This is a genomic window from Streptomyces sp. NPDC001700, assembly GCF_053596435.1.
The window spans coordinates 1-19,190 of the sequence record NZ_JBSFGE010000028.1 but is presented as its reverse complement, the minus strand read 5'-3'; the positions used below and the strand labels follow the sequence as shown (position 1 = coordinate 19,190).

The 19,190-nt window shown below is 74.9% G+C and carries 18 protein-coding genes and 1 pseudogene; 14 read left to right on the top strand and 5 right to left on the bottom strand.

Going from position 1 to position 19,190, the window contains the following annotated elements:
- Position 1: 1 nt before the first annotated feature.
- The 5 genes from ACWC5C_RS35255 to ACWC5C_RS35235 all read left to right on the top strand — a co-directional run bounded on the left by ACWC5C_RS35255 (position 2) and on the right by ACWC5C_RS35235 (position 8,258).
- On the top strand, positions 2 to 1,144 hold the full coding sequence (locus ACWC5C_RS35255) for a glycosyltransferase family 4 protein (RefSeq protein ID WP_450882266.1): 1,143 nt from the start codon (positions 2 to 4) through the stop codon (positions 1,142 to 1,144).
- Positions 1,141 to 2,325, top strand: a complete 1,185-nt coding sequence (locus tag ACWC5C_RS35250; protein ID WP_450882264.1) for a glycosyltransferase — start codon at positions 1,141 to 1,143, stop codon at positions 2,323 to 2,325. Before ACWC5C_RS35255 ends, ACWC5C_RS35250 begins: the two co-directional genes overlap by 4 nt.
- Complete coding sequence (locus tag ACWC5C_RS35245) at positions 2,322 to 4,004, top strand: GDSL-type esterase/lipase family protein (protein WP_450882262.1); 1,683 nt, start codon at positions 2,322 to 2,324, stop codon at positions 4,002 to 4,004. Before ACWC5C_RS35250 ends, ACWC5C_RS35245 begins: the two co-directional genes overlap by 4 nt.
- Positions 4,001 to 7,648: a hydantoinase B/oxoprolinase family protein gene (locus ACWC5C_RS35240; RefSeq protein WP_450882260.1), complete on the top strand. Its 3,648-nt coding sequence runs from the start codon at positions 4,001 to 4,003 to the stop codon at positions 7,646 to 7,648. Before ACWC5C_RS35245 ends, ACWC5C_RS35240 begins: the two co-directional genes overlap by 4 nt.
- A 205-nt stretch (positions 7,649 to 7,853) precedes the next feature.
- Positions 7,854 to 8,258, top strand: coding sequence for a WhiB family transcriptional regulator (locus tag ACWC5C_RS35235; RefSeq protein WP_450882258.1), 405 nt, complete (start codon positions 7,854 to 7,856; stop codon positions 8,256 to 8,258).
- Here the strand turns inward: ACWC5C_RS35235 and ACWC5C_RS35230 are convergent.
- The gene (locus ACWC5C_RS35230) at positions 8,171 to 9,193 is read right to left on the bottom strand and encodes an iron-containing redox enzyme family protein (RefSeq protein ID WP_450882256.1); all 1,023 of its coding nucleotides are present in this window, start codon (positions 9,191 to 9,193) and stop codon (positions 8,171 to 8,173) included. The two genes, ACWC5C_RS35235 and ACWC5C_RS35230, sit on opposite strands and share 88 nt — an antisense overlap.
- The gene (locus ACWC5C_RS35225; protein ID WP_450882254.1) at positions 9,193 to 9,450 is read right to left on the bottom strand and encodes a hypothetical protein; all 258 of its coding nucleotides are present in this window, start codon (positions 9,448 to 9,450) and stop codon (positions 9,193 to 9,195) included. Before ACWC5C_RS35225 ends, ACWC5C_RS35230 begins: the two co-directional genes overlap by 1 nt.
- A 132-nt stretch (positions 9,451 to 9,582) precedes the next feature.
- On the opposite strand from ACWC5C_RS35225, the gene ACWC5C_RS35220 reads away from it, so the two are divergent.
- Positions 9,583 to 10,263: a HemK2/MTQ2 family protein methyltransferase gene (locus tag ACWC5C_RS35220; protein WP_450882252.1), complete on the top strand. Its 681-nt coding sequence runs from the start codon at positions 9,583 to 9,585 to the stop codon at positions 10,261 to 10,263.
- The gene (locus ACWC5C_RS35215; protein WP_450882250.1) at positions 10,223 to 10,531 is read left to right on the top strand and encodes a CDGSH iron-sulfur domain-containing protein; all 309 of its coding nucleotides are present in this window, start codon (positions 10,223 to 10,225) and stop codon (positions 10,529 to 10,531) included. Before ACWC5C_RS35220 ends, ACWC5C_RS35215 begins: the two co-directional genes overlap by 41 nt.
- Here ACWC5C_RS35215 and ACWC5C_RS35210 read toward each other — a convergent pair.
- Genes ACWC5C_RS35210 through ACWC5C_RS35200 form a run of 3 tightly spaced genes read right to left on the bottom strand, consistent with a single transcriptional unit; the run spans position 10,519 to position 12,814 of the window.
- A complete protein-coding gene (locus tag ACWC5C_RS35210) occupies positions 10,519 to 11,400 on the bottom strand; it encodes a 5-oxoprolinase subunit C family protein (protein WP_450882248.1) in 882 nt (293 codons plus the stop codon). The genes ACWC5C_RS35215 and ACWC5C_RS35210 overlap by 13 nt on opposite strands.
- Complete coding sequence (locus ACWC5C_RS35205; RefSeq protein WP_450882246.1) at positions 11,397 to 12,050, bottom strand: 5-oxoprolinase subunit B family protein; 654 nt, start codon at positions 12,048 to 12,050, stop codon at positions 11,397 to 11,399. The genes ACWC5C_RS35210 and ACWC5C_RS35205 overlap by 4 nt, the downstream gene beginning before the upstream one ends.
- Positions 12,047 to 12,814, bottom strand: coding sequence for a LamB/YcsF family protein (locus ACWC5C_RS35200; protein WP_450882244.1), 768 nt, complete (start codon positions 12,812 to 12,814; stop codon positions 12,047 to 12,049). The genes ACWC5C_RS35205 and ACWC5C_RS35200 overlap by 4 nt, the downstream gene beginning before the upstream one ends.
- Positions 12,815 to 12,949: 135 nt before the next feature.
- Here ACWC5C_RS35200 and ACWC5C_RS35195 point away from each other — a divergent pair, with 135 nt between their 5' ends.
- From ACWC5C_RS35195 to ACWC5C_RS35165, 7 genes and pseudogenes are all read left to right on the top strand, one after another.
- Positions 12,950 to 13,705 (top strand): GntR family transcriptional regulator, encoded by a 756-nt coding sequence (locus ACWC5C_RS35195; RefSeq protein WP_450882242.1) that lies wholly within the window; start codon positions 12,950 to 12,952, stop codon positions 13,703 to 13,705.
- A 123-nt stretch (positions 13,706 to 13,828) separates the two neighbouring features.
- Positions 13,829 to 14,554: a DUF969 domain-containing protein gene (locus ACWC5C_RS35190; RefSeq protein ID WP_450882240.1), complete on the top strand. Its 726-nt coding sequence runs from the start codon at positions 13,829 to 13,831 to the stop codon at positions 14,552 to 14,554.
- The gene (locus ACWC5C_RS35185) at positions 14,551 to 15,519 is read left to right on the top strand and encodes a DUF979 domain-containing protein (RefSeq protein WP_450882238.1); all 969 of its coding nucleotides are present in this window, start codon (positions 14,551 to 14,553) and stop codon (positions 15,517 to 15,519) included. The genes ACWC5C_RS35190 and ACWC5C_RS35185 overlap by 4 nt, the downstream gene beginning before the upstream one ends.
- 35 nt (positions 15,520 to 15,554) lie before the next feature.
- Positions 15,555 to 16,199 carry a pyroglutamyl-peptidase I gene (pcp, locus tag ACWC5C_RS35180; RefSeq protein ID WP_450882236.1) on the top strand — a complete coding sequence of 215 codons (645 nt, stop codon included), beginning with the start codon at positions 15,555 to 15,557 and terminating at the stop codon, positions 16,197 to 16,199.
- Complete coding sequence (locus tag ACWC5C_RS35175) at positions 16,196 to 17,275, top strand: DUF2891 domain-containing protein (protein ID WP_450882234.1); 1,080 nt, start codon at positions 16,196 to 16,198, stop codon at positions 17,273 to 17,275. Before pcp ends, ACWC5C_RS35175 begins: the two co-directional genes overlap by 4 nt.
- Before the next feature lie 117 nt (positions 17,276 to 17,392).
- Positions 17,393 to 18,928, top strand: a complete 1,536-nt coding sequence (locus ACWC5C_RS35170) for a hypothetical protein (RefSeq protein ID WP_450882232.1) — start codon at positions 17,393 to 17,395, stop codon at positions 18,926 to 18,928.
- Positions 18,929 to 19,190: pseudogene (locus ACWC5C_RS35165) on the top strand (hypothetical protein); the annotation flags it as partial.

Below are 19,190 nucleotides of genomic sequence, written 5' to 3'. Positions count from 1 at the left end.
TATGCGAGTCGCCATCGTGACCGAATCCTTCCCGCCCGACATCAACGGCGTCGCTCATTGCACGCTGCAGACCGCCCAGCATCTCCACCGGCGCGGTCACCAACCCCTCGTCATCGCCCCCGCGGGTCCGCACGACGGGCCGGCCGACGGGGCCGGGGACACCGACGGGGCGCATCCGTTCCCCGTTGTCCGGATCCCGTCCCTGCCGCTGCCCGGCTATCCGCAGGTGCGCGTCGCACTGCCCAGCCGTCGGCTCGCCACCGCGATCACCTCGCACCGCAGCGATCTCGTCCACCTGGCCAGCCCGTTCGTGCTCGGCGCGCGCGGGATGACGGCCGCGCTGCGGCTGCGGATCCCCGCCGTCGCCGTCTACCAGACCGACCTGGGCGGTTACGCCCGTACGTACCTCGGCGCGGGCGAGAACGCGGCCTGGCGCCGGATACGGGCCGTACACACCGCCGCCGACCGCACCCTCGCCCCGTCCACCGCCGCCGCCCGCGACCTCGACGAGCACGGGGTGCCGCGCATCGCGCTGTGGCCGCGCGGGGTCGACACCGAGCGGTTCCACCCCTCGCGCCGCGACCCGGAGCTGCGCCGCTCGCTGGCGCCCGGCGGCGAGCTGATCGTCGGCTACGTCGGCCGCCTGGCGCCCGAGAAGAACGTCGAGCTGCTGGCCCCGCTGTGCGCACTGCCCGGCGTCCGCGTCGTCGTGGTCGGGGACGGGCCGAGCGAGCCCGCGCTGCGCGCCGCCATGCCCGGCGCCCACTTCCTCGGCCGCCGCACCGGAACCGAGCTGGCCCGCATCTTCGCCTCGCTGGACGTCTTCGCGCACACCGGCCCGCAGGAGACCTTCTGCCAGACCGTGCAGGAGGCGCAGGCCAGCGGCGTGCCGGTGGTCGCGCCCGCCGCGGGCGGCCCGCTCGACCTCGTCGACCACGGCCGTACCGGCCTGCTGGTGCCGCCCGGCGACGCGGACGAGGTGCGCGACGCCGTATCGCTCCTCTCCGCCCACCCCCGGATGCGCGCCTCGGTCGGGCAGGCGGGCCGGGAGGCGGTCGAGGGCCGCACCTGGGAGGCGATCGTCGACCAGCTGATCGACCACTACGCCGAGGTACTGATGGCCCGTACGGCGGTGGCGGCATGAGCGACGCGCCGTCCCTCCGGATCGTCCGGCTCGCCAACTTCGTCACCCCCTCCTCCGGCGGCCTGCGCACCGCGCTGCGCGAGCTGGGCGCGGGCTACCAGGCGGCCGGGCACGAGTCCGTCCTGATCGTGCCGGGGGAGCGCGACACGGACGAGCACACCCGCCAGGGCCGGGTGATCACCCTGCCCGGGCCCGCCGTGCCCGGCACCGGCGGCTACCGGGTGCTCACCGACCGGCGGCGGCTGGCCCGGCTGCTGGACGGGCTCGCGCCCGACCGGCTGGAGGTCTCCGACCGCACCACCCTGCGCTGGACGGGGGAGTGGGCGCGGCGCGCCCGCGTGCCCGCCGTGATGGTCTCCCACGAGAGCGCCGACGCCGTGCTGCGCACCTGGGGCGTGCCCGAGTCGGCCGCCCGGGGCGCGGCCGACCGGCTGAACCGGCGCACCGCGCGGGCGTACGCGCGGGTCGTGTGCACCACGGAGTGGGCGGAGCGCGAGTTCGTACGGATCGGCGCGCGCAATGTCGTACGCGCCCCCCTGGGCGTCGACCTCGGCCACTTCCACCCGTCCCACTTCGACGGCGCCCTGCGCGAGCACCACCGGGGCGGCGCCTCGGTCCTGCTCGTCACGTGCACCCGCCTGTCGCCCGAGAAGCGGCCGGGCCGCGCGCTCGACGCCCTCGCCGAGCTGCGGCGGCGCGGCGTCCCGGCGGCGCTCGTCGTCGCGGGCGACGGCCCGATGCGCGCCCGGCTGGAGGCCCGCGCCCGTGCGGAGGGGCTTCCGGTGACCTTCCTTGGCCACGTCGGCGACCGGTCCCGACTGGCCGCGCTCCAGGCCAGCGCGGACGTCGTCCTCGCCCCTGGCCCGGCGGAGACCTTCGGGCTGGCCGCCCTGGAGGCGCTGGCGTGCGGGTCGCCCGTGGTCGTCAGCGCCCTGTCCGCCCTCCCCGCCATCGTCGGCCCGGCGGGCGCGACGGCGGCCGACGACGGTGCGGCGTTCGCGGACGCCGTCGCCGAGGTCCTGGCCCGCCCCGAGTCCGTACGCCGCGCCACGGCCCGGGCCCGCGCCGAGCGCTTCGGCTGGCCCGCGGCGGTCGACGCCTTCCTGGCCGCCCACGAAGCGCCCGCCACCCGGCCCGACGGCAGCACCCCGGCCCGCACGGCGGTCGGCGGTGCGCGGTGACCACACCGCGCAGCACCCACCCGCCCCACCACCCCCACACCCCGCCACCCCGGGACACCGGACCCGCCACCCCCACGCCGCCCGACGCCGCCGCCCCGACCGCCGGGTCGCCCCGGAACCGGACCGACGCACGCCCCCTCCCGGACGATCCCGCAGCCGTGGTGATCCCGTCCGGCGGCACCGCGAGGATGCACGCCGGTGCCGCCGCGCCGTCGCCCCCACCGACCCCGCCCACCCAACCGCCCCGCCACGCGGTGCCCGCCGACCGAGCGTGCGCCCCGGCAGCACCGCCCCGGCTTGTGGTACGCCCCGTCCCGGACGGGCCCGCCCACCCGGCCATGCCCGCTCCCGTCTTGATGGCCCCGGAGGGCCCGGAGGTTCCCCGCGCGGCGAGCGCGGAGGATGTCCCGGGGGCCCCGGGCAGCGGGGTGATGGCGGGCCCGGCGGCGCCGCCCCGCCACGTGGTGCGGTCCGTCCCGGAGGAGGCCGCACGTCCGGCCGTGCCCGTTCCCGTCTCGACGGCCCCGGCGCGCTCGGACGTCCACCGCGCGGCGCATGTAGCTTCAGTGACCGTCCTCGGAGACGCCGCGAACGACTCGCCGTGCTCTGCCCAGGCCACCAGCGGGGCCGTTTCTGCCGCGCCGGTGGTTCCGGAGCCCCACCGCGCGGGAGCCGTCGGTCCGTCGCCCGCCGAGGCCGACGGCACGGCGTCCGTCCCGGAGGTCCGTCGTACTGTGGCCGCCGGTGGTACGGGTGCCGTGGCGGTGGAGGCCGCGTGCGCCGCGCCGGAAGGCGGTGGGCGGGGCGCGGCGGGGGCCATCCGGTTCGTTGCGCTCGGCGACTCGCTCACCGAGGGGCTCGGGGACCCCGTGCCCGGGGGCGGGTGGCGGGGATGGGCGGCCTTGCTCGCCGGGGCGGCGGGGGAGGCCGTGGACTTCGTCAACGTCTCCCGCAGCGGCGCGCTCGCCGCCGACGTGGCCGGTGAGCAGCTGACCGCCGCCCGCCGGGCCCGCCCCCACCTCGCGTCCGTCGTCGTCGGCATGAACGACACCCTGCGCGACACCTTCGACATCCGCCGCGTCGCCGAGGCCCTGGACGCGACGATCGGCGCGCTGCGCGCCGACGGGACCGTGGTGCTCACCGCGTGCCTGCCCGACCCGGGGCGGATGCTGGGGCTGCCGACCGCGCTGGCCCGGCCGCTGGGGCGGCGTATGCGGGCCGTCAACACGGTGGTGCACGCGCTGTCCGGGCGGCACGGCGCCGTCCACGTGGAGCTGACCGAGCACACCTGGGTCGCGGACCGCGCGGCGTGGAGCGTGGACCGGCTGCATCCGAGCGAGCTGGGGCACCGGATGCTGGCGCGGGAGTTCCACACCGCGCTCACGGCACGCGGCATCGCCATGGGCGAGCCGCCGTCCACGGTGCTCGACGGGCAGCCGCCCTCGCGGGCCGGGAGCGCTTGGTGGATGGCGACCCGGGGCACCCGGTGGGTCGTGGACCGCTGCACCGATCTGCTGCCCGGACTCCTCGCGCTGGCGGCGCAGGAGGTCCGTCACCGCGTGCGGGGGACCGCGCATCAGCTCGACGGGCAGGAGCGGCGGGCGGCGCTCGCAGCGCTCGCCTCACTGCCGCGTCTGGAAGCCCCGGCACCCGCGCACGCTGCGACAATGGCGGGGTGACCGGTCGCTGGGAATTCTGGATCGACCGTGGCGGGACCTTCACGGACGTCGTCGGGAAGCGTCCGGACGGCCGCCTGGTGACGCGCAAGCTGCTGTCCCACCATCCCGAGCGCACCGGGGACGCGGCCGTCGCCGGGATCCGGCAGACGCTGGGGCTCGGGCCGGACGAGCCGGTTCCGGCCGACCGGATCTCCGTCGTCAAGATGGGCACCACCGTCGCGACCAATGCCCTGCTGGAACGTCAGGGCGAGCCCACGGTGCTCGTCGTCACGGCCGGTTTCCGGGACGCGCTGCGGATCGCGTACCAGAACCGGCCCCGGCTGTTCGACCGCCGGATCACGCTGCCGGAGGCGCTGTACGACCGGGTGATCGAGGTGCCCGAGCGGGTGGACGCGCACGGCGCCGTCGTACGCCCCCTGGACCTCGACGCGACCACGGAAGCCCTGCGCGCCGCCCACCGCGACGGCTTCCGCAGTGCCGCGGTCGTCCTGACGCACGGCTACCGGCACGCCGCGCACGAGCGCGCGGTGGGCGGGGCGGCCCGCGACCTCGGCTTCACGCAGGTGAGCTGTTCGCATGAGGTGAGCCCGCTGATGAAGCTGGTGTCGCGCGGCGACACCACCGTGGTCGACGCGTATCTCTCGCCGATCCTGCGCCGCTACGTGGAGGACGTGGCAGCCGAACTGCGCGGCATCCGGCTGATGTTCATGCAGTCCAACGGCGGGCTGCGGGAGGCCGCGCACTTCCGGGGCAAGGACGCGGTGCTGTCGGGGCCCGCGGGCGGCGTCGTGGGCATGGTGCGCTCCTCCGCAGAGGCCGACCACGGCGGTTACGACAGGGTCATCGGCTTCGACATGGGCGGCACCTCCACCGACGTCTCGCACTACGCGGGCGAGTTCGAGCGGGTCTTCGGGACCGAGGTCGCCGGGGTGCGGATGCGCGCGCCCATGATGAACATCCACACCGTCGCGGCGGGCGGCGGCTCGGTGCTCCACTTCGACGGCCGCCGCTACCGCGTGGGCCCCGACTCGGCCGGTGCCGTCCCGGGCCCGGCCTGCTACCGGCGCGGCGGCCCGCTGACCGTGACCGACGCCAATGTGATGCTGGGCCGCGTCCAGCCCGCCCACTTCCCGGCCGTCTTCGGCCCGCACGCCGACGAGCGGCTGGACGCGGAGGCGGTACGGGAGCGCTTCGCCCGCCTCGCCGAGGAGATCGCGGCGGCGACCGGCGACCGGCGCGGCCCGGAGGAGGTCGCGGCGGGGTTCCTGGACATCGCCGTGCTGAACATGGCCAACGCGGTCAAGAAGATCTCCGTACAGCGCGGCCACGACGTCACCCGCTACGCGCTCACCAGCTTCGGCGGCGCGGGCGGCCAGCACGCGTGCGCGGTCGCCGACGCCCTCGGCATCGGCACGGTGATCGTGCCGCCGCTGGCGGGCGTGCTCTCGGCGTACGGCATCGGGGTCGCCGACGCCACCGCGATGCGCGAGCAGGCCGTCGAGACGGAGCTGAGCGAGGAGTCGCTGCCGGACGTACGCGACCTGTGCGCACGCCTGTCGGACCGGACGCGCGACGAACTGCTCGCCGACGGCGTCCCCGGGGAGAGCGTGCACACCACCGCGAGGGTCCAGCTGCGGTACGCGGGCACCGACGCGGCCCTCCCCGTCCCGCTGGACTCCGCCCCCGCGATGACCGACCGCTTCGTACGGGCACACCGCGCGCGCTACGCCTTCACCATGGACAAGCCGCTCGTCGTGGAGGCGGTGTCGGTGGAGGCGGTCGGCGCGGCGGGAGCGGCGGGCGCGGCGAGCGTGGCGGGCGCGGCGAGCGGTCGCGCCGTCGAACAGCCGCCCAGGGAGGGCCACATGGCGCCGGTGGCGACCGTGGAGATGTTCACCGGGGGCCGGTGGCACCACACGGAGCTGTACGAACGCGCCGGGCTGCGCCCCGGGGACACCGTCACCGGCCCCGCGGTCATCGCCGAGGACGACGCCACCACCGTCGTCGACCCCGGCTGGCAGGCGGCCCCGGGCGAGCGCGGTCATCTGCTGCTCACCCGGGTCAGGCCCCGGCCGCGCACGTCCGCCGTCGGCACCGAGGTGGACCCGGTGATGCTGGAGGTGTTCAACAGCCTCTTCATGGCCATCGCCGAACAGATGGGCCTGCGGCTGGAGAACACCGCCCACTCCGTCAACATCAAGGAGCGGCTGGACTTCTCCTGCGCCCTGTTCGACGCGGACGGCAACCTGATCGCCAACGCCCCCCACATCCCCGTGCACTTGGGGTCGATGGGCGAGTCCATCAAGGAGGTGCTGCGCCGCAACGGGGACGCGATGCGCCCCGGCGACGTCTACGCCATCAACGACCCGTACCACGGCGGCACCCACCTCCCGGACGTCACCGTCGTCACCCCGGTCTTCGACGACGCGGACGGCGACGGGACGGAGCTGCTGTTCCTGGTCGCCTCGCGCGGCCACCACGCCGAGATCGGCGGCATCACCCCCGGCTCCATGCCCGCCTTCAGCCGCACCATCGAGGAGGAGGGCGTGCTCTTCGACAACTGGCTGCTGGTGCGGGACGGCGCGCTGCGCGAGCGCGAGACCCGCGACCTGCTGACCGCAGGTCCCTACCCCTCCCGCGCCCCGGACGCCAACCTCGCCGACCTGCGCGCCCAGATCGCCGCCAACGAGAAGGGCATCCAGGAACTGCGCCGGATGATCGGGCAGTTCGGCCTGGACGTCGTGCGCGCCTATATGGGCCACGTCCAGGACAACGCCGAGGAGTCCGTACGCCGTATCGTCGGCGCCCTCCGGGACGGCTCGTACCGCTACGAGACGGACAGCGGCGCCGTCATCCGCGTCACCGTCACCGTCGACCACGCGCGGCGCGCCGCCGTGCTGGACTTCGCCGGTACGTCGCCCCAGCAGCCGGGCAACGCCAACGCGCCCAGCTCGGTGGTGATGGCGGCCGTGCTGTACGTCTTCCGCACCCTGGTCGCCGAGGACATCCCGCTCAACAGCGGCTGCCTGAAGCCCCTGGAGGTCCGCATCCCCGAGGGCTCGATGCTGGCCCCGGCCTATCCGGCCGCCACGGTCGCCGGAAACGTCGAGACCTCCCAGGCCGTCACGGGCGCCCTCTACGCGGCGCTCGGCGTCCAGGCCGAGGGCTCCGGCACGATGAACAACGTCACCTTCGGCAACGACCGCGTCCAGTACTACGAGACCGTCGCCAGCGGTTCGGGCGCGGGCGACGGCTTCGAGGGCGCCGACGCCGTACAGACCCATATGACCAATTCCCGGCTCACCGACCCCGAAGTGCTGGAGTGGCGCTATCCGGTCCGGGTCGAGAGCTTCGCGGTACGGCCGGACAGCGGCGGACGCGGCCACTGGCGCGGCGGCCACGGCGTCACCCGCCGCATCCGCTTCCTGGAGCCGATGACGGTGGCCCTGCTCACCGGCCACCGCCGCGTCGCCCCGTACGGCATGGCGGGCGGCGCGCCGGGCGCGCTCGGCGCCAACCTGATCGAGCGCGCCGACGGCTCGGTGGACCGGCTGAACGGCTGCGACGCGGCCGATGTCGCTACGGATGACGTCCTCGTCGTCCACACCCCGGGCGGCGGCGGTTACGGCCCGGCGGAGGGCTGAGCGCCGCGCCGCTCGGGGAACGCCGCCGCATTGGCGCGATCAACCCCGTTTGCGGTCGCCGTCACCGGAAACCCGACTTCTATCAAGCCCGCCAAGCCTCGTGCGCGAGGTCGGCTTCGTGCCTCCATGACCACTCACTGGACGGCGCGACCTCGCATGGGCGAGGGCGGGAAATTCACCACTAAGCATCACAGAAGGGGCAGTCATGGAGTGGTGGCAGAGCGCGGCATGCGTGGACGAGGACCCCGAGCTGTTCTTCCCGGTGGGGGTGGCCGGACCCGCGGCCCAGGCGCAGCAGGCCCAGGCCAAGGAGGTCTGCCACCGCTGCCCGGTGACCCACGAGTGTCTCGTGTACGCACTGGAGACCGGTGTGACCCACGGCGTGTGGGGCGGCACCGACGAGGAGGAACGCCGGGTGCTGCGCCGCCGGGAGCGGCGTCAGGCGCGCGGCGTGGCAGCGGCAGCGGGGCAGGGCGGCCCGGCCCCGGGCGGCCCGGCCCCGGGCGCCCCGCCGCGCGGCGGTCAGACGTCGCACAGCGGCAGGCGCAGGGACGGGCGGTCGGCGGCCCACGCCCCGAGCAGGCGCTCCGACCAGCGCGCGTCAAGGTAGTCGGTGGCCTGGATCCCGAAGACGACGGCCGGGGCCTGCTCCGGCTCCTGGGCGAGGAAGCCGCCGATGACGTCCCGGCGCATCAGCTGCTCGTGCACCGCGTCGGCCTCGATGTGCTCGGTGAAGAACCGTACGCACCGGGGCTCGGCGCCCAGCCGCTCCAGCGCCCGCGCCAGCCGCCGGGCCCCCGGCGACGAGGTGATCTCCAGGGTGGCGAAGTGCCCGGCCGTCGCGCCGCGCAGCGAGCGGTGCAGCCCGAGCAGCGACATCAGGTTGACGGTGGCGAGCGTCTCGGCGGGCGCCAGGTCCAGGTAGCGGCCGTAACCCGGGTCGAGACCCGCCCCCGCCATCGCCTCGGCGAACAGCCGGGCGTGCACCCGGTCGCCGTGGCCCGCCCCGAACTCGTCGAACTCCACCGCCACCAGCGACGCCTTGGCCTGTCCCGTCAGCCGGGGGATCAGCCACGCCTGCGGGTCGGCCTCCTTGAGCTGGTACAGCGAGCGGTGCGCCAGATATTCGCGCAGCTGTCCCCAGGTGCCACGGCTCGCCAGGTGGTGGCTGACGCCGGGCGCGTCCAGCGGCTCGACCAGCAGCGCGTCCAGCTCACCGGCCACGTCCGCGCCGCCGGGCACGGCCTCGCGCAGCGCGCCGAGGAACCGGTCCTCCAGCGCGGCCCGCAGCCGCAGCAGATCCGGCTGCCACTCCCAGGCCTCGTCGACGCCCGCGAAGCCGCGGTAGTGGAGTTCGTACGCGAGGTACAGCGCGAGCTGAAGGTCCTCGCCGAACGGATCGGCGGCCCCGGCCCCCGGCAGCTCCGTCGGCGGCGGGGCGTGGCACAGGGCGGTACGGACCGCCGCGGACAGCGGGCCACGGGCCTGAGGCAGCGCGGGCGGCCCGGACGCCGCCGTGTCGGGTGCCGCGCTCCGGGCAGGCATCACCGCCGCCGCTCCCCGTTCGGCCCGCCGACGGCGAAGTGGGACCCGTGGCACGGGCAGCCCCAGGCCCGCTCGGCGGCGTCCGGGAAGCGCTGCCGCGTCCAGGCGGTCAGCCGCTCGTAGCGCTCCTCGGTGCTGCCCGCGCCGGGCGTGAGGTGCATGCCGCGCGGGGCGCGGTCGTACGGGAGCACGACGGCGCCCCCGACCTCGGGGCGCCAGTGCGACGCGGGCGCGCACCCGGTGCCAGGACTCGTCATCGACCGCTCCTCCGTCCGCCGCTCGTCCGGTGCTCCTCCGGGCTCGCCGAGTGCCCCCGATCGGCCGCCCGACGCATCGGGCCGGATGCGGCGGGCCGGTTTCGTCCGGTGCGGATGAGGTACCTGGGACGGATGCGACTGATTGCGCCTCCCGGGGTGTACGCGCCGCAAGACGACACCGCCCTGCTGGCCGAGGCGGTGCGCGCTGAGCCCGCCATGCCAGGTGCCCAGGTGCTGGACATCGGAACGGGCACCGGCGCGCTGGCGGTCCTCGCCGCGCGCTGCGGAGCCGTGGGGGTCGAGGCCGTGGACGTCTCCGCCCGCGCGGTGCTCGCGGCCTGGGTGAACGCCCGGCTCTGCCGCGAACCGGTCCGGGTCCGGCTCGCCGGACTGGCGTCCATGGCCCCGGGGCGGCGGTTCGACGTCGTCCTGGCCAATCCGCCCTACGTGCCCGCGCGGCTTCCCCGTCCCTTCGAGCGCGCCGGGGGCGGCCGCGCCTGGAACGGGGGTCCGGACGGCCGGGCGGTGCTGGACCGGCTGTGCGCCCGGATGCCGGGGCTGCTGCGCCCACGGGGCGTGCTGCTGCTGGTGCAGTCCGCGCTGAGCGGCGTCGGAACGACGCTGGAGCGGCTGGCCGACCAGGGGCTCCACGCCGATGTGACGGCACGCCGCGTCGTCCCGTTCGGGCCCGTGCTGCTGCGGCGCAGCGCCTGGCTGGCGGCCAGGGGGCTGATCGGTCCGGGCGACGACAAGGAGGAGCTGGTGGTGATCCGTGCCATCCGTACGACCGAGTGCAGCAGCTGCGCCCGATGAGCCCGGCCCGGCGGGAGCCCCCGCGCGGCGCGTCCTCGTCGACCCCGAGGGCCCGCTGCTGGTCGAGGGCCCGGTGGAGGTCGTCCTGGCGGACGGCCGTACGGTCCGCTCCGACCGGATGATGGTGGCGGTGTGCGCCTGCGGGCGCAGCGCCCGCTACCCCTGGTGCGACACCAGCCACCGCCGCCCGGTCCGCACCCGGGAAGGCTCGGCAGCCCGGGAAGGCCCGGCCCGGGAAGGCCCGACCGGCCAGGCTCAGGACGGCTGACCCGGGCGGCGCAGCGGGGCGAACCGCACCGGAGTGCCGGGCACGGCCTGCGCCGCGGCGGCCACCGAGGCCTCGGGGACGACGCCCACCACGGGATAGCCGCCGGTCGTCGGATGGTCGGCGAGGAAGAGCACCGGGCGGCCGTCCGGCGGCACTTGGAGCGCCCCGAGCACCATGCCCTCGCTGGGCAGCTCGCCCTCCCTGGCGCGCTCCAGCGCGGGGCCCTCGGTGCGCAGCCCGATCCGGTTGCTCGCGGCCGCGACCCGGAAGAGGCCGGTGGTGAGGGTACGCAGCCCCGCGGCCGTGAACCAGTCGTCGCGCGGACCGAGCACCACCGGAAGCACCAGCTCCGATACGACGTTCCTCAGGGGCGCGCAATCCGCGCCCGGCGCCGGTCCGTACGGAGTGCCGAGCCGCACCACCGCGCCGTCGGCGAGCGGCGCCGGGCCGAGCCCGGACAGCACATCGGTGGCGCGGCTGCCGAGCACCGGTTCGGCGTGTACGCCGCCGTCGAACGCCACGTAGGAGCGCACGCCGTACGTCGCCGCCCCGGCCTCCAGCACGGCGCCCGCCGGTACCCGCACCGGCGCTCCCCACGCGGCGGGACGGCCGTCGACGGTGACCGGGCAGGGCGCGCCGGTGACCACCACCGTGGCCGCGCGGCGCAGCCGTACGGCACAGCCGGTCAGAGTGGTCTCCAGGGTCGCGGCCCCGTCCGGGTTCCCGGCCAGGCGGTTGGCGAGCCGGTGGGCGGGCTGGTCGAGCGCGCCGGAGCGGGGCACGCCGAGATGCGCGTGGCCCTCCCGGCCGAGGTCCTGGACGGTGGTGAGCGCGCCCGCCCGCACCACCGAGAAGGCGCTGTCCGTCATGGCGCGCCCCCATCCTCGGGGACGGGTACGAAACGGACCCGGGTGCCGGGGACGAAGAGCGCCGCCGGTTCCCGCGCGGTGTCCCACAGCACCGCGTCCGTCGTCCCGATGAGCTGCCAGCCGCCGGGGGAGGAGCGCGGATAGACGCCGGTGTACGGGCCCGCGAGCGCGACCGAGCCGACCGGGACCCGGGTCCGGGGGGTGGCGCGGCGCGGTACGTGGAAGTGCTCGGGGAGTCCCGTCAGATAGCCGAAGCCGGGGGCGAATCCGCTGAACGCCACCCGGAACTCGGTGCCGGAGTGAATCCGGGCCACTTCCTGGGGCGTGACACCCCACAGCCCGGCGACGTCCGCGAGATCCGGCCCGTCGTAGCGGACGGCGACCTCCACGGCCTCCTCGTCGCCGCGGACCAGCGGCGGTATCTCCCAGCCGATCAGCTCGGCGGCGAGACGTGCCGGATCGGCGACGCCGTCGAGCAGCACGGTGCGCGCGGCGGGGACGATCTCGCGGACGGCGGGCAGCGTCCCGGCGGCGGCGCGGCGCAGCAGTTCGCCGTGGAGCGCCTCCACGGCCTCGCCGGTGCCGACTTCGAGGAGCAGCCCGTGGTCGCCGACCGGCAGGCAGGTCAGGCCGTCCGAGGCGGCGGTCATGCGAAGGCCGCCACGCGGACCCCCGCGCCGGTCAGCTCGCGCCGTACGCGGCGGGCGAGTTCGGCGGCGCCGGGGGTGTCGCCGTGCAGGCACAGGGAGCGCACCTCGGCGTCGATCCGCTGCCCGTCGACCGAGGCCACCGCCTGGTCGCGGGCGAAGCCGAGGGCGCGCTTGACGACGGTGTCGGGGTCGGAGACCACGGCGCCGGGATCACCGCGCGGCACCAGGGTGCCCGCGGCGGTGTACGCGCGGTCGGCGAACGCCTCGGTGATCACCGGCAGCCCGGCCGCCCGCGCGGCCTCGTGCAGCCGGGAGCCGGGCAGGCCCAGTACGGGCAGCGGCCCGCCCGTCGCCAGCGTGATGCCCTCCACCACGGCGGAGGCCTGCGCCGCGTCGTGCACGCTGCGGTTGTAGAGCGCGCCATGCGGTTTGACGTAGGCCACCCGTGACCCGGCGGCCCGGGCGAAGATCTCCAACGCGCCGATCTGGTAGGCGATCTCGTCGGCCAGCTCACGCGGGGGTACGTCCATGGCGCGCCGCCCGAAGCCCGCGAGGTCGCGGTAGGAGACCTGCGCGCCGATGCGGACGCCGCGCTCGGCGGCCAGCGCGCAGACCCGGCGCATGGTCGAGGGGTCGCCCGCGTGGAAGCCGCACGCGACGTTGGCGCTGGTGACGATGGACAGCAGGGCGTCGTCGTCGGTGAGCTGCCAGCGGCCGAAGCCCTCGCCGAGGTCGGCGTTGAGGTCGATCGTCGGGTTCGCCATGGCATCACAAGCTAGCGATCGTTGAACGATCCGACAAGAAGTTATTGTCGCCTTCCTGATTCTGGGCTTCACTTCTCGCCATACGGGACGGATGAGGCAGAGCGAACCGAGCGAACAAGACAAAGGGGAGAGAGCGTGACAAACAGCGTGGAACGGCGGCTCGCCGAGGCGTCCGGGGTGTCCGAGGTGGCCGGAGTCGCCGGACTGGAGGCCGACCGGGCGCTGCTGGGGCGCACCAGCACCGCCGAGCGGGTGGCGGACGTGCTGCGCGACCGCATCGCGGAGGGGTTCTTCCCGCCCGGCACCCGGCTGTCCGAGGACAGCGTCAAGGGGGCGCTGGGCGTCTCCCGCAACACCCTCAGGGAGGCGTTCCGGCTGCTCACCCACGAGCGGCTGCTGGTGCACGAGCTGAACCGGGGTGTCTTCGTCCGCATCGTCACCGTCGACGACCTCCACGACATCTACCGGGTGCGCAGGATGGTGGAGTGCGCCGCCGTACGGGGCCTGGGCGAGCCGCCCTATCCGCTGGAGGCGGTCGAGGCGGCCGTCGCGGCGGGCGAACGCGCCGCGCAGGACCGGGCGTGGCAGGACCTGTCCACCGCCAACATCCGCTTCCACCAGGCCATCGTGGCGCTCGCGGGCAGCCCGCGCGCCGATGAGCTGATGCGCGCGGTGCTGGCCGAACTGCGGCTGGTCTTCCATGTGATGGACGATCCGCGCCGCTTCTACGCCCCCTACCTGGTCCGCAACCGGCAGATCCTGGAGGTGCTGCAGACCGGGGACGCGGCGGAGGCCGAGCGGCTGCTCGCCTCGTACCTGGACGACTCCCAGGCGCAGTTGTCCGGCGCGTACGCGCAGCAGGTTTCCCGGTCGCAGGTTTCTCACCCGTAAACGATCTGGCCCACCACCAATAAGTCGGCGTCAACCTCTTGTCGGATCGTTCAACGAAGTTCTAGCCTCCGTGCAATCTCCTCACGCCCCCCGTGAGGTCCTGTGCGCGGAAAGGCGGGACGCATGATGGTGCTCCTGGGCGTCCTCGTGGTGATCCTCGGATTCGCCACCCGACGCAACCCGTTGCTGGTGGTGGGGGTCGCCGGGATCGTCACCGGGTTCCTGGGCAAGCTCTCGCCCCAGGAGATCCTGGCCGCGTTCGGCAACGGATTCGCCTCCAGCCGCTCGGTGACGATCTTCGTCATCACCCTTCCGGTCATCGGCCTACTGGAGCGCAACGGCCTCCAGGAACAGGCCCGGACCCTCATCGGCAGGCTCGGCAAGCTCACCACCGGCCGCTTCCTCGCCCTGTACCTGCTGATCCGTCAGCTGACCGCGGCGGTCGGCCTCACCAGCATCGGCGGCCCCGCGCAGAGCGTGCGCCCGATGGTCGCGCCGATGGCCGAGGGCGCCGCCGAGCGGCGCTACGGCGCCCTGCCCGAGCGGACGCGCGAGCGCGTCCGCTCGTACTCCGCCAGCGCCGACAACGTCGGGCTGTTCTTCGGCGAGGACTGCTTCCTCGCCATCGGCTCGATCCTGCTCATCACCGGCTTCGTCAACACCACGTACCACACCCATCTGGAACCCCTCCAGCTCGCCTTGTGGGCCATCCCCACCGCCGTCTGCGCCTTCCTCATCCACGGCGCCCGGCTGCTGCGGCTGGACCGCACGCTGGAGAGGGACTTCGCCGCCCCGGGCGGCCCGTCCGCCGCCGTGGGCGGCAGCCGCACCGCGGAGGAGGCCAAGTGATCAAGGCAGAGTGGTTCTTCTGGCTCGTCGGGGCCGTCTTCCTGGCCATGGCCGCCCAGATGGCCGTCGACCGCAGCAACCCCAAGCGCTACGGCTCGGCCGCCTTCTGGGGGCTGCTGGGCGCCTGCTTCTTCTACAGCACCTGGGTGGTCGAGAAGACGGCCCCGGCCGAACCGCTGGGCGTCGCCGTCCTCGCCATGGCCTGTCTGGGCGGGTTCGGGCTCACCGGCCGAGGCGTGCCCCGCACCACCAGCGCCGAGGAGCGCACCGCGACCGCCGCCCGGCTCGGCAGCAGGCTGTTCGTCCCTGCGCTCACCATCCCGCTGGTCGCGGTGGTCTGCGCCTCGTTCGTCAAGGACTGGCGCATCGGCGGCGAACCGGTCCTGGAGGCGGGCAGCGAGACCATCCTCGGCCTCGGCTTCGGCGCCATCGCCGGACTGCTCGTCGGCATGCTCGTGGTCCGCGAGCGCAGGCCCTCGGTCCCGCTGCACTCCGGCCGAGGGCTGCTGGAGTCCATGGGCTGGGCGCTGCTGCTGCCCCAGCTGCTCGCCGTCCTCGGCTCGATCTTCCAGGTGGCCGGGGTCGGCACCCAGGTCGGCAAGATCACCGAACAGCTGCTCCCGGACGGCCAGAAGTACATCGCCGTCGCCGTGTACTGCGTCGGCATGGCCCTGTTCACCGTCGTCATGGGCAACGCGTTCGCCGCGTTCCCGGTGATGACCGCCGCCATCGGCTGGCCGGTGCTCATCGAGCAGATGCACGGCGACCCGCCGGTCGTCCTCGCCGTCGGCATGCTGGCGGGCTTCTGCGGAACGCTGGTGACCCCGATGGCCGCCAACTTCAACCTGGTGCCCGCGGCGCTGCTCGAACTCAAGGACCAGTACGGCCCCATCAAGGCCCAGATCCCCACCGCGGGCGCGCTGCTGGTCTGCAACGTCGCCATCATCTCGCTCTTCGCCTTCTGAAGCCCCTGACCTCGCCTTCTGAGGAGGCCCCTCGTATGACCCGCATACTCCTCACCGGCTTCGAGCCCTTCGGCGGGTCGGCCGTCAACCCCTCCTGGCAGGCCGTCTCCCTGGTCGCCGCCGACCCGCCGCCCGGTCTGACCGTGACCGCCGCCCGGCTCAGCTGCGTCTTCGGCACCGCCCTGGACGAGCTGCGCGCCGCGGTGGAACAGAGCGATCCTGAGGTGGTGGTGTGCGTGGGGGAGGCCGGAGGTCGTCCCGACATCACCGTCGAGCGGGTCGCCATCAACGTCAACGACGCCCGCATACCGGACAACGCGGGACGGCAGCCCGTCGACGGCCCGGTCGTCGAGGGCGGCCCCGCCGCGTACTTCGCCACCCTGCCCGTCAAGGCGTGCGCCGCCGCCGTACGCGCCGCCGGGATCCCCGCCTCCGTATCACAGACCGCCGGGACGTTCGTCTGCAACCACGTCTTCTACGGCCTCGCCCATCTGATCGCCACCGAGCGGCCCGCCCTGCGCGGCGGATTCGTCCACGTCCCGTACCTGCCCGAACAGGTCGTGGACCGGGCCGAACCGTCCCTGCCCGCCGCCACCGTCGCCGAGGCGCTCCGCGCGATCGCCACCACGGCGGCGACCACGGGGACGGACCTACGCAGCGCCGAAGGCGCGACGCGTTGAGCGCGCGGCTCGACGCGTACGCGCGGCGGTTCGCCGCCCTCGCCGTCGCCAACGTCACCCGGGAGTACCCGTACGCCCCGGCGCAGCTGCTGCGCGGGCCCGGGGACCTGGTGCCGCCGCGCACGTACCATCCGGCGTTCTACGGCTCCTACGACTGGCACTCCTCGGTGCATATGCACTGGCTGCTCGTCCGGCTGCTGCGCCGCTGCCCCGGCCGCGTGCCCACGGACAGGATCACCGGCGTCCTGGACGCCCACCTCACGGCCGCCCCTCTCACCGCCGAGGCCGACTATCTGCGGGCCCACCCCTCGTTCGAACGTCCCTATGGCTGGGCCTGGCTGCTGGCGCTCACCGCCGAATGCCGCGCGCTCGGCGGGGCGTTCGGCGGGGCGTTCGGCGGGGCCTTGACGGATGCGGGGAAGCGCTGGGCGGACGCGCTCGCACCGGCCGCCGACGCCGTCGCGGAACTCCTGCTCGGCTGGCTGGAAAAGGCCGCCCATCCGGTACGGCACGGAACCCACGCCAACAGCGCGTTCGCCCTCGGCCTCATCCTGGACAGCGCGTCGCACGCCGGTGTCGGGGCGCTCACCGACCCCGTCGAACGGGCCATTATGGGCTGGTTCGCCCACGATCGTGACGCCCCCGCCCACTGGGAACCCTCCGGACAGGACTTCCTCTCCCCGGCGCTCACCGAGGCCGAGGCGGTCTGCCGGGTGCTGCCGCGCGAGGAGTTCGCGACCTGGCTGGAACGCTTCCTGCCGGGTCTCGACCGCCGCGCGCCCGGGGCCCTCCTCACCCCGCCCCTCGTCACCGACCCCGCCGACCCCCAGATCGGCCATCTCCTCGGGCTCTCCCTCAGCCGGGCCGCCGCGCTGCGCCGCCTCTCCTCGGCCCTCCCGGACGGCGATCCCCGCGTCCCCGTCCTCACGGCCGCGGCCCGCGACCACCTGGCCGCCGGGCTTCCGCACGCCGTCACCGGGGACTTCACCCGCGACCACTGGATCGCCACCTTCGCGGCCCTCGCCCTCGACGGTCCGCCGGGCGGTCCGGGGAACGCCCGTGAAGCCGTAGACTGACCGGTCGGTGAGTCACGGGAGACGCGCCGGTGGACAGGCAGGCATGGCGCGCCCCGACATAGCGGGATCTCCGTGCCGTTTCGTGCGTTGTCGGTGCGACCGCCTAATCTGTGCGACGTGACGTTTCCACCCCCAGGGGCCACCACTGCGCCCCAGCTCAACGGCCATGACGGGGCCGCCCGCCCGGCGCCGGGACCGGCCGCCGACGAGGGCCTGGCCCGGCGGCTGCGCGCGCTCGCGTGCACGGCGCCGCTCCATGACCTGGACACCCGCAAGGCCAACCTCGCGGGGGAGTACGGGGTGTACGCGATGGCCGAGGTCGCCCTCTCGGCCATCGACCTCGTCACGCTCAACATGGACTTCGACACCGGCGCCGACCACGAACAGATAGTGGCCAGGCTGCTGCCCCGTATCGCCGCCCAGGCCCCGGAGCGGCCCGCCGCCCAGCACGAGCGCGTCGCCCGCTGGGTGCTGGAGAACCTGATCAACGTCGGCAGCGTGGACCGCGGCTTCCGCGCGGTGTACGGGACGTTCGGCGCCGACGGCGTGTATGTCCGGCGCGACTACGACTTCAAGCTGATCGAGGAGGTGCCGGGCCCCGGCGGCAGCGTCTATCTGCGCACCACCGACGAAGCCGTCAACGTCCTGGTGGGCGCCCTCGACACGGACGTCACCAGCGCGCAGATCGCCGCCGAGGTCAAGCTGGAGGTGCTGATCAGCCGCGGCCGCCTCGCCGACGCCCAACTCGCCGCCGAGCAGGCCCGCTACCGCACCGTCCAGTACTCGGAGACGCTGCGCCGCACCCTGGACGCCACCCGGCGCAACGTCCGCGCGGTCGACTGGCTGCGCACCGTCCCCGAGATGATCACCGAGGCGCTGGACCACGTCGCCGACCGCTACCGCCACGAGAACGCGATCCTCACCAACATCCGCAAGGCGCGCGACGAGGCCGAGGGCACCGAGCACAAGCGGCGCGCCGCCGAGCTGGTCGACATCGTCAAGGACTGCATCCGGCGCCACACCCAGCTCCAGTCCCGGCTGCTGGAGGCCGGGCCGCTGTTCCGCGCCGAGCAGGACCGCCAGGCCTTCGCCCCGCCCGCCGCGCGCGCCGGACTCGACCTGTACGGACAGCTCCTGGCCCCCATCCTGCCGCTCCCCGTCGAGGAGGCGGGCCGGGTCACCGACGCGTTCTTCGCCCGGGGCACCGGAATGCGGACGCCCACGTCCGTCCGCGTCGGCGACCTGGTCGAGATGCTGCTCACCCCGCCTGTCGAGCGTGAGCACCTGGGCGCGGAGATGCCCGAGCCGGACCTCATCGCGACGCCCGACGACAGCCGCTTCAGCGAGGAGCAGCTCGCGGTCGCCATGGAGCTGCTCGACCTCCCCGCCGACGCCCCGCGCCGCCTCTCCGGCCTCCTCGCCGACGCCCGCCGCCGCGACCCCGACCTGCCCTACCTGATCGCCCTGCTGGCCATCCACGCGGCCAGCCCCCCGGTCGGCACCGCCTACCGCCAGGGCGAACAGCGGCTGCTGTTCGCCGTGGACGACGGCACCGAACTGGAAGACCCCGGCTTCGGCGGCGCCGACCTCATACTGGGCACCGCCCTCCTGGACGCCGCGGGCATGGCGGCCGACCGCACGGAGGTGGCGTAGATGCCCCACCCCGCCGCCGCACGCTCCGGGTCGGTCCCACCGACGCCGCCGCGCGCCCACGCCCCGAGGGCGCGCCCGGCGCCCGCCCGCGCTGCCTTCGCGCCCCGCATGGCCCCGCGCCCGTACGGCGCGCCCGCCCGCGCCGAGGCCGCCGCATTGCCGTGCGCCGGACGCCGTACGCCGTCCGGATCCCCGGCCGGGGCGCTCGCCGACGCCGCGGCATCAGCCGCCGCCCGCACCCCGGCGCGGACGGTGCGGTGCG

Bases quoted from the DNA above. Each gene is read 5' to 3' on its own strand.
- ACWC5C_RS35255 (WP_450882266.1), top strand. From the start codon at position 2: ATGCGAGTCGCCATCGTGACCGAATCCTTCCCGCCCGACATCAACGGC.
- ACWC5C_RS35250 (WP_450882264.1), top strand. From the start codon at position 1,141: ATGAGCGACGCGCCGTCCCTCCGGATCGTCCGGCTCGCCAACTTCGTC.
- ACWC5C_RS35235 (WP_450882258.1), top strand. From the start codon at position 7,854: ATGGAGTGGTGGCAGAGCGCGGCATGCGTGGACGAGGACCCCGAGCTG.
- ACWC5C_RS35230 (WP_450882256.1), bottom strand. From the start codon at position 9,193: ATGCCTGCCCGGAGCGCGGCACCCGACACGGCGGCGTCCGGGCCGCCC.
- ACWC5C_RS35225 (WP_450882254.1), bottom strand. From the start codon at position 9,450: ATGACGAGTCCTGGCACCGGGTGCGCGCCCGCGTCGCACTGGCGCCCC.
- ACWC5C_RS35220 (WP_450882252.1), top strand. From the start codon at position 9,583: ATGCGACTGATTGCGCCTCCCGGGGTGTACGCGCCGCAAGACGACACC.
- ACWC5C_RS35210 (WP_450882248.1), bottom strand. From the start codon at position 11,400: ATGACGGACAGCGCCTTCTCGGTGGTGCGGGCGGGCGCGCTCACCACC.
- ACWC5C_RS35205 (WP_450882246.1), bottom strand. From the start codon at position 12,050: ATGACCGCCGCCTCGGACGGCCTGACCTGCCTGCCGGTCGGCGACCAC.
- ACWC5C_RS35200 (WP_450882244.1), bottom strand. From the start codon at position 12,814: ATGGCGAACCCGACGATCGACCTCAACGCCGACCTCGGCGAGGGCTTC.
- ACWC5C_RS35190 (WP_450882240.1), top strand. From the start codon at position 13,829: ATGATGGTGCTCCTGGGCGTCCTCGTGGTGATCCTCGGATTCGCCACC.
- pcp (WP_450882236.1), top strand. From the start codon at position 15,555: ATGACCCGCATACTCCTCACCGGCTTCGAGCCCTTCGGCGGGTCGGCC.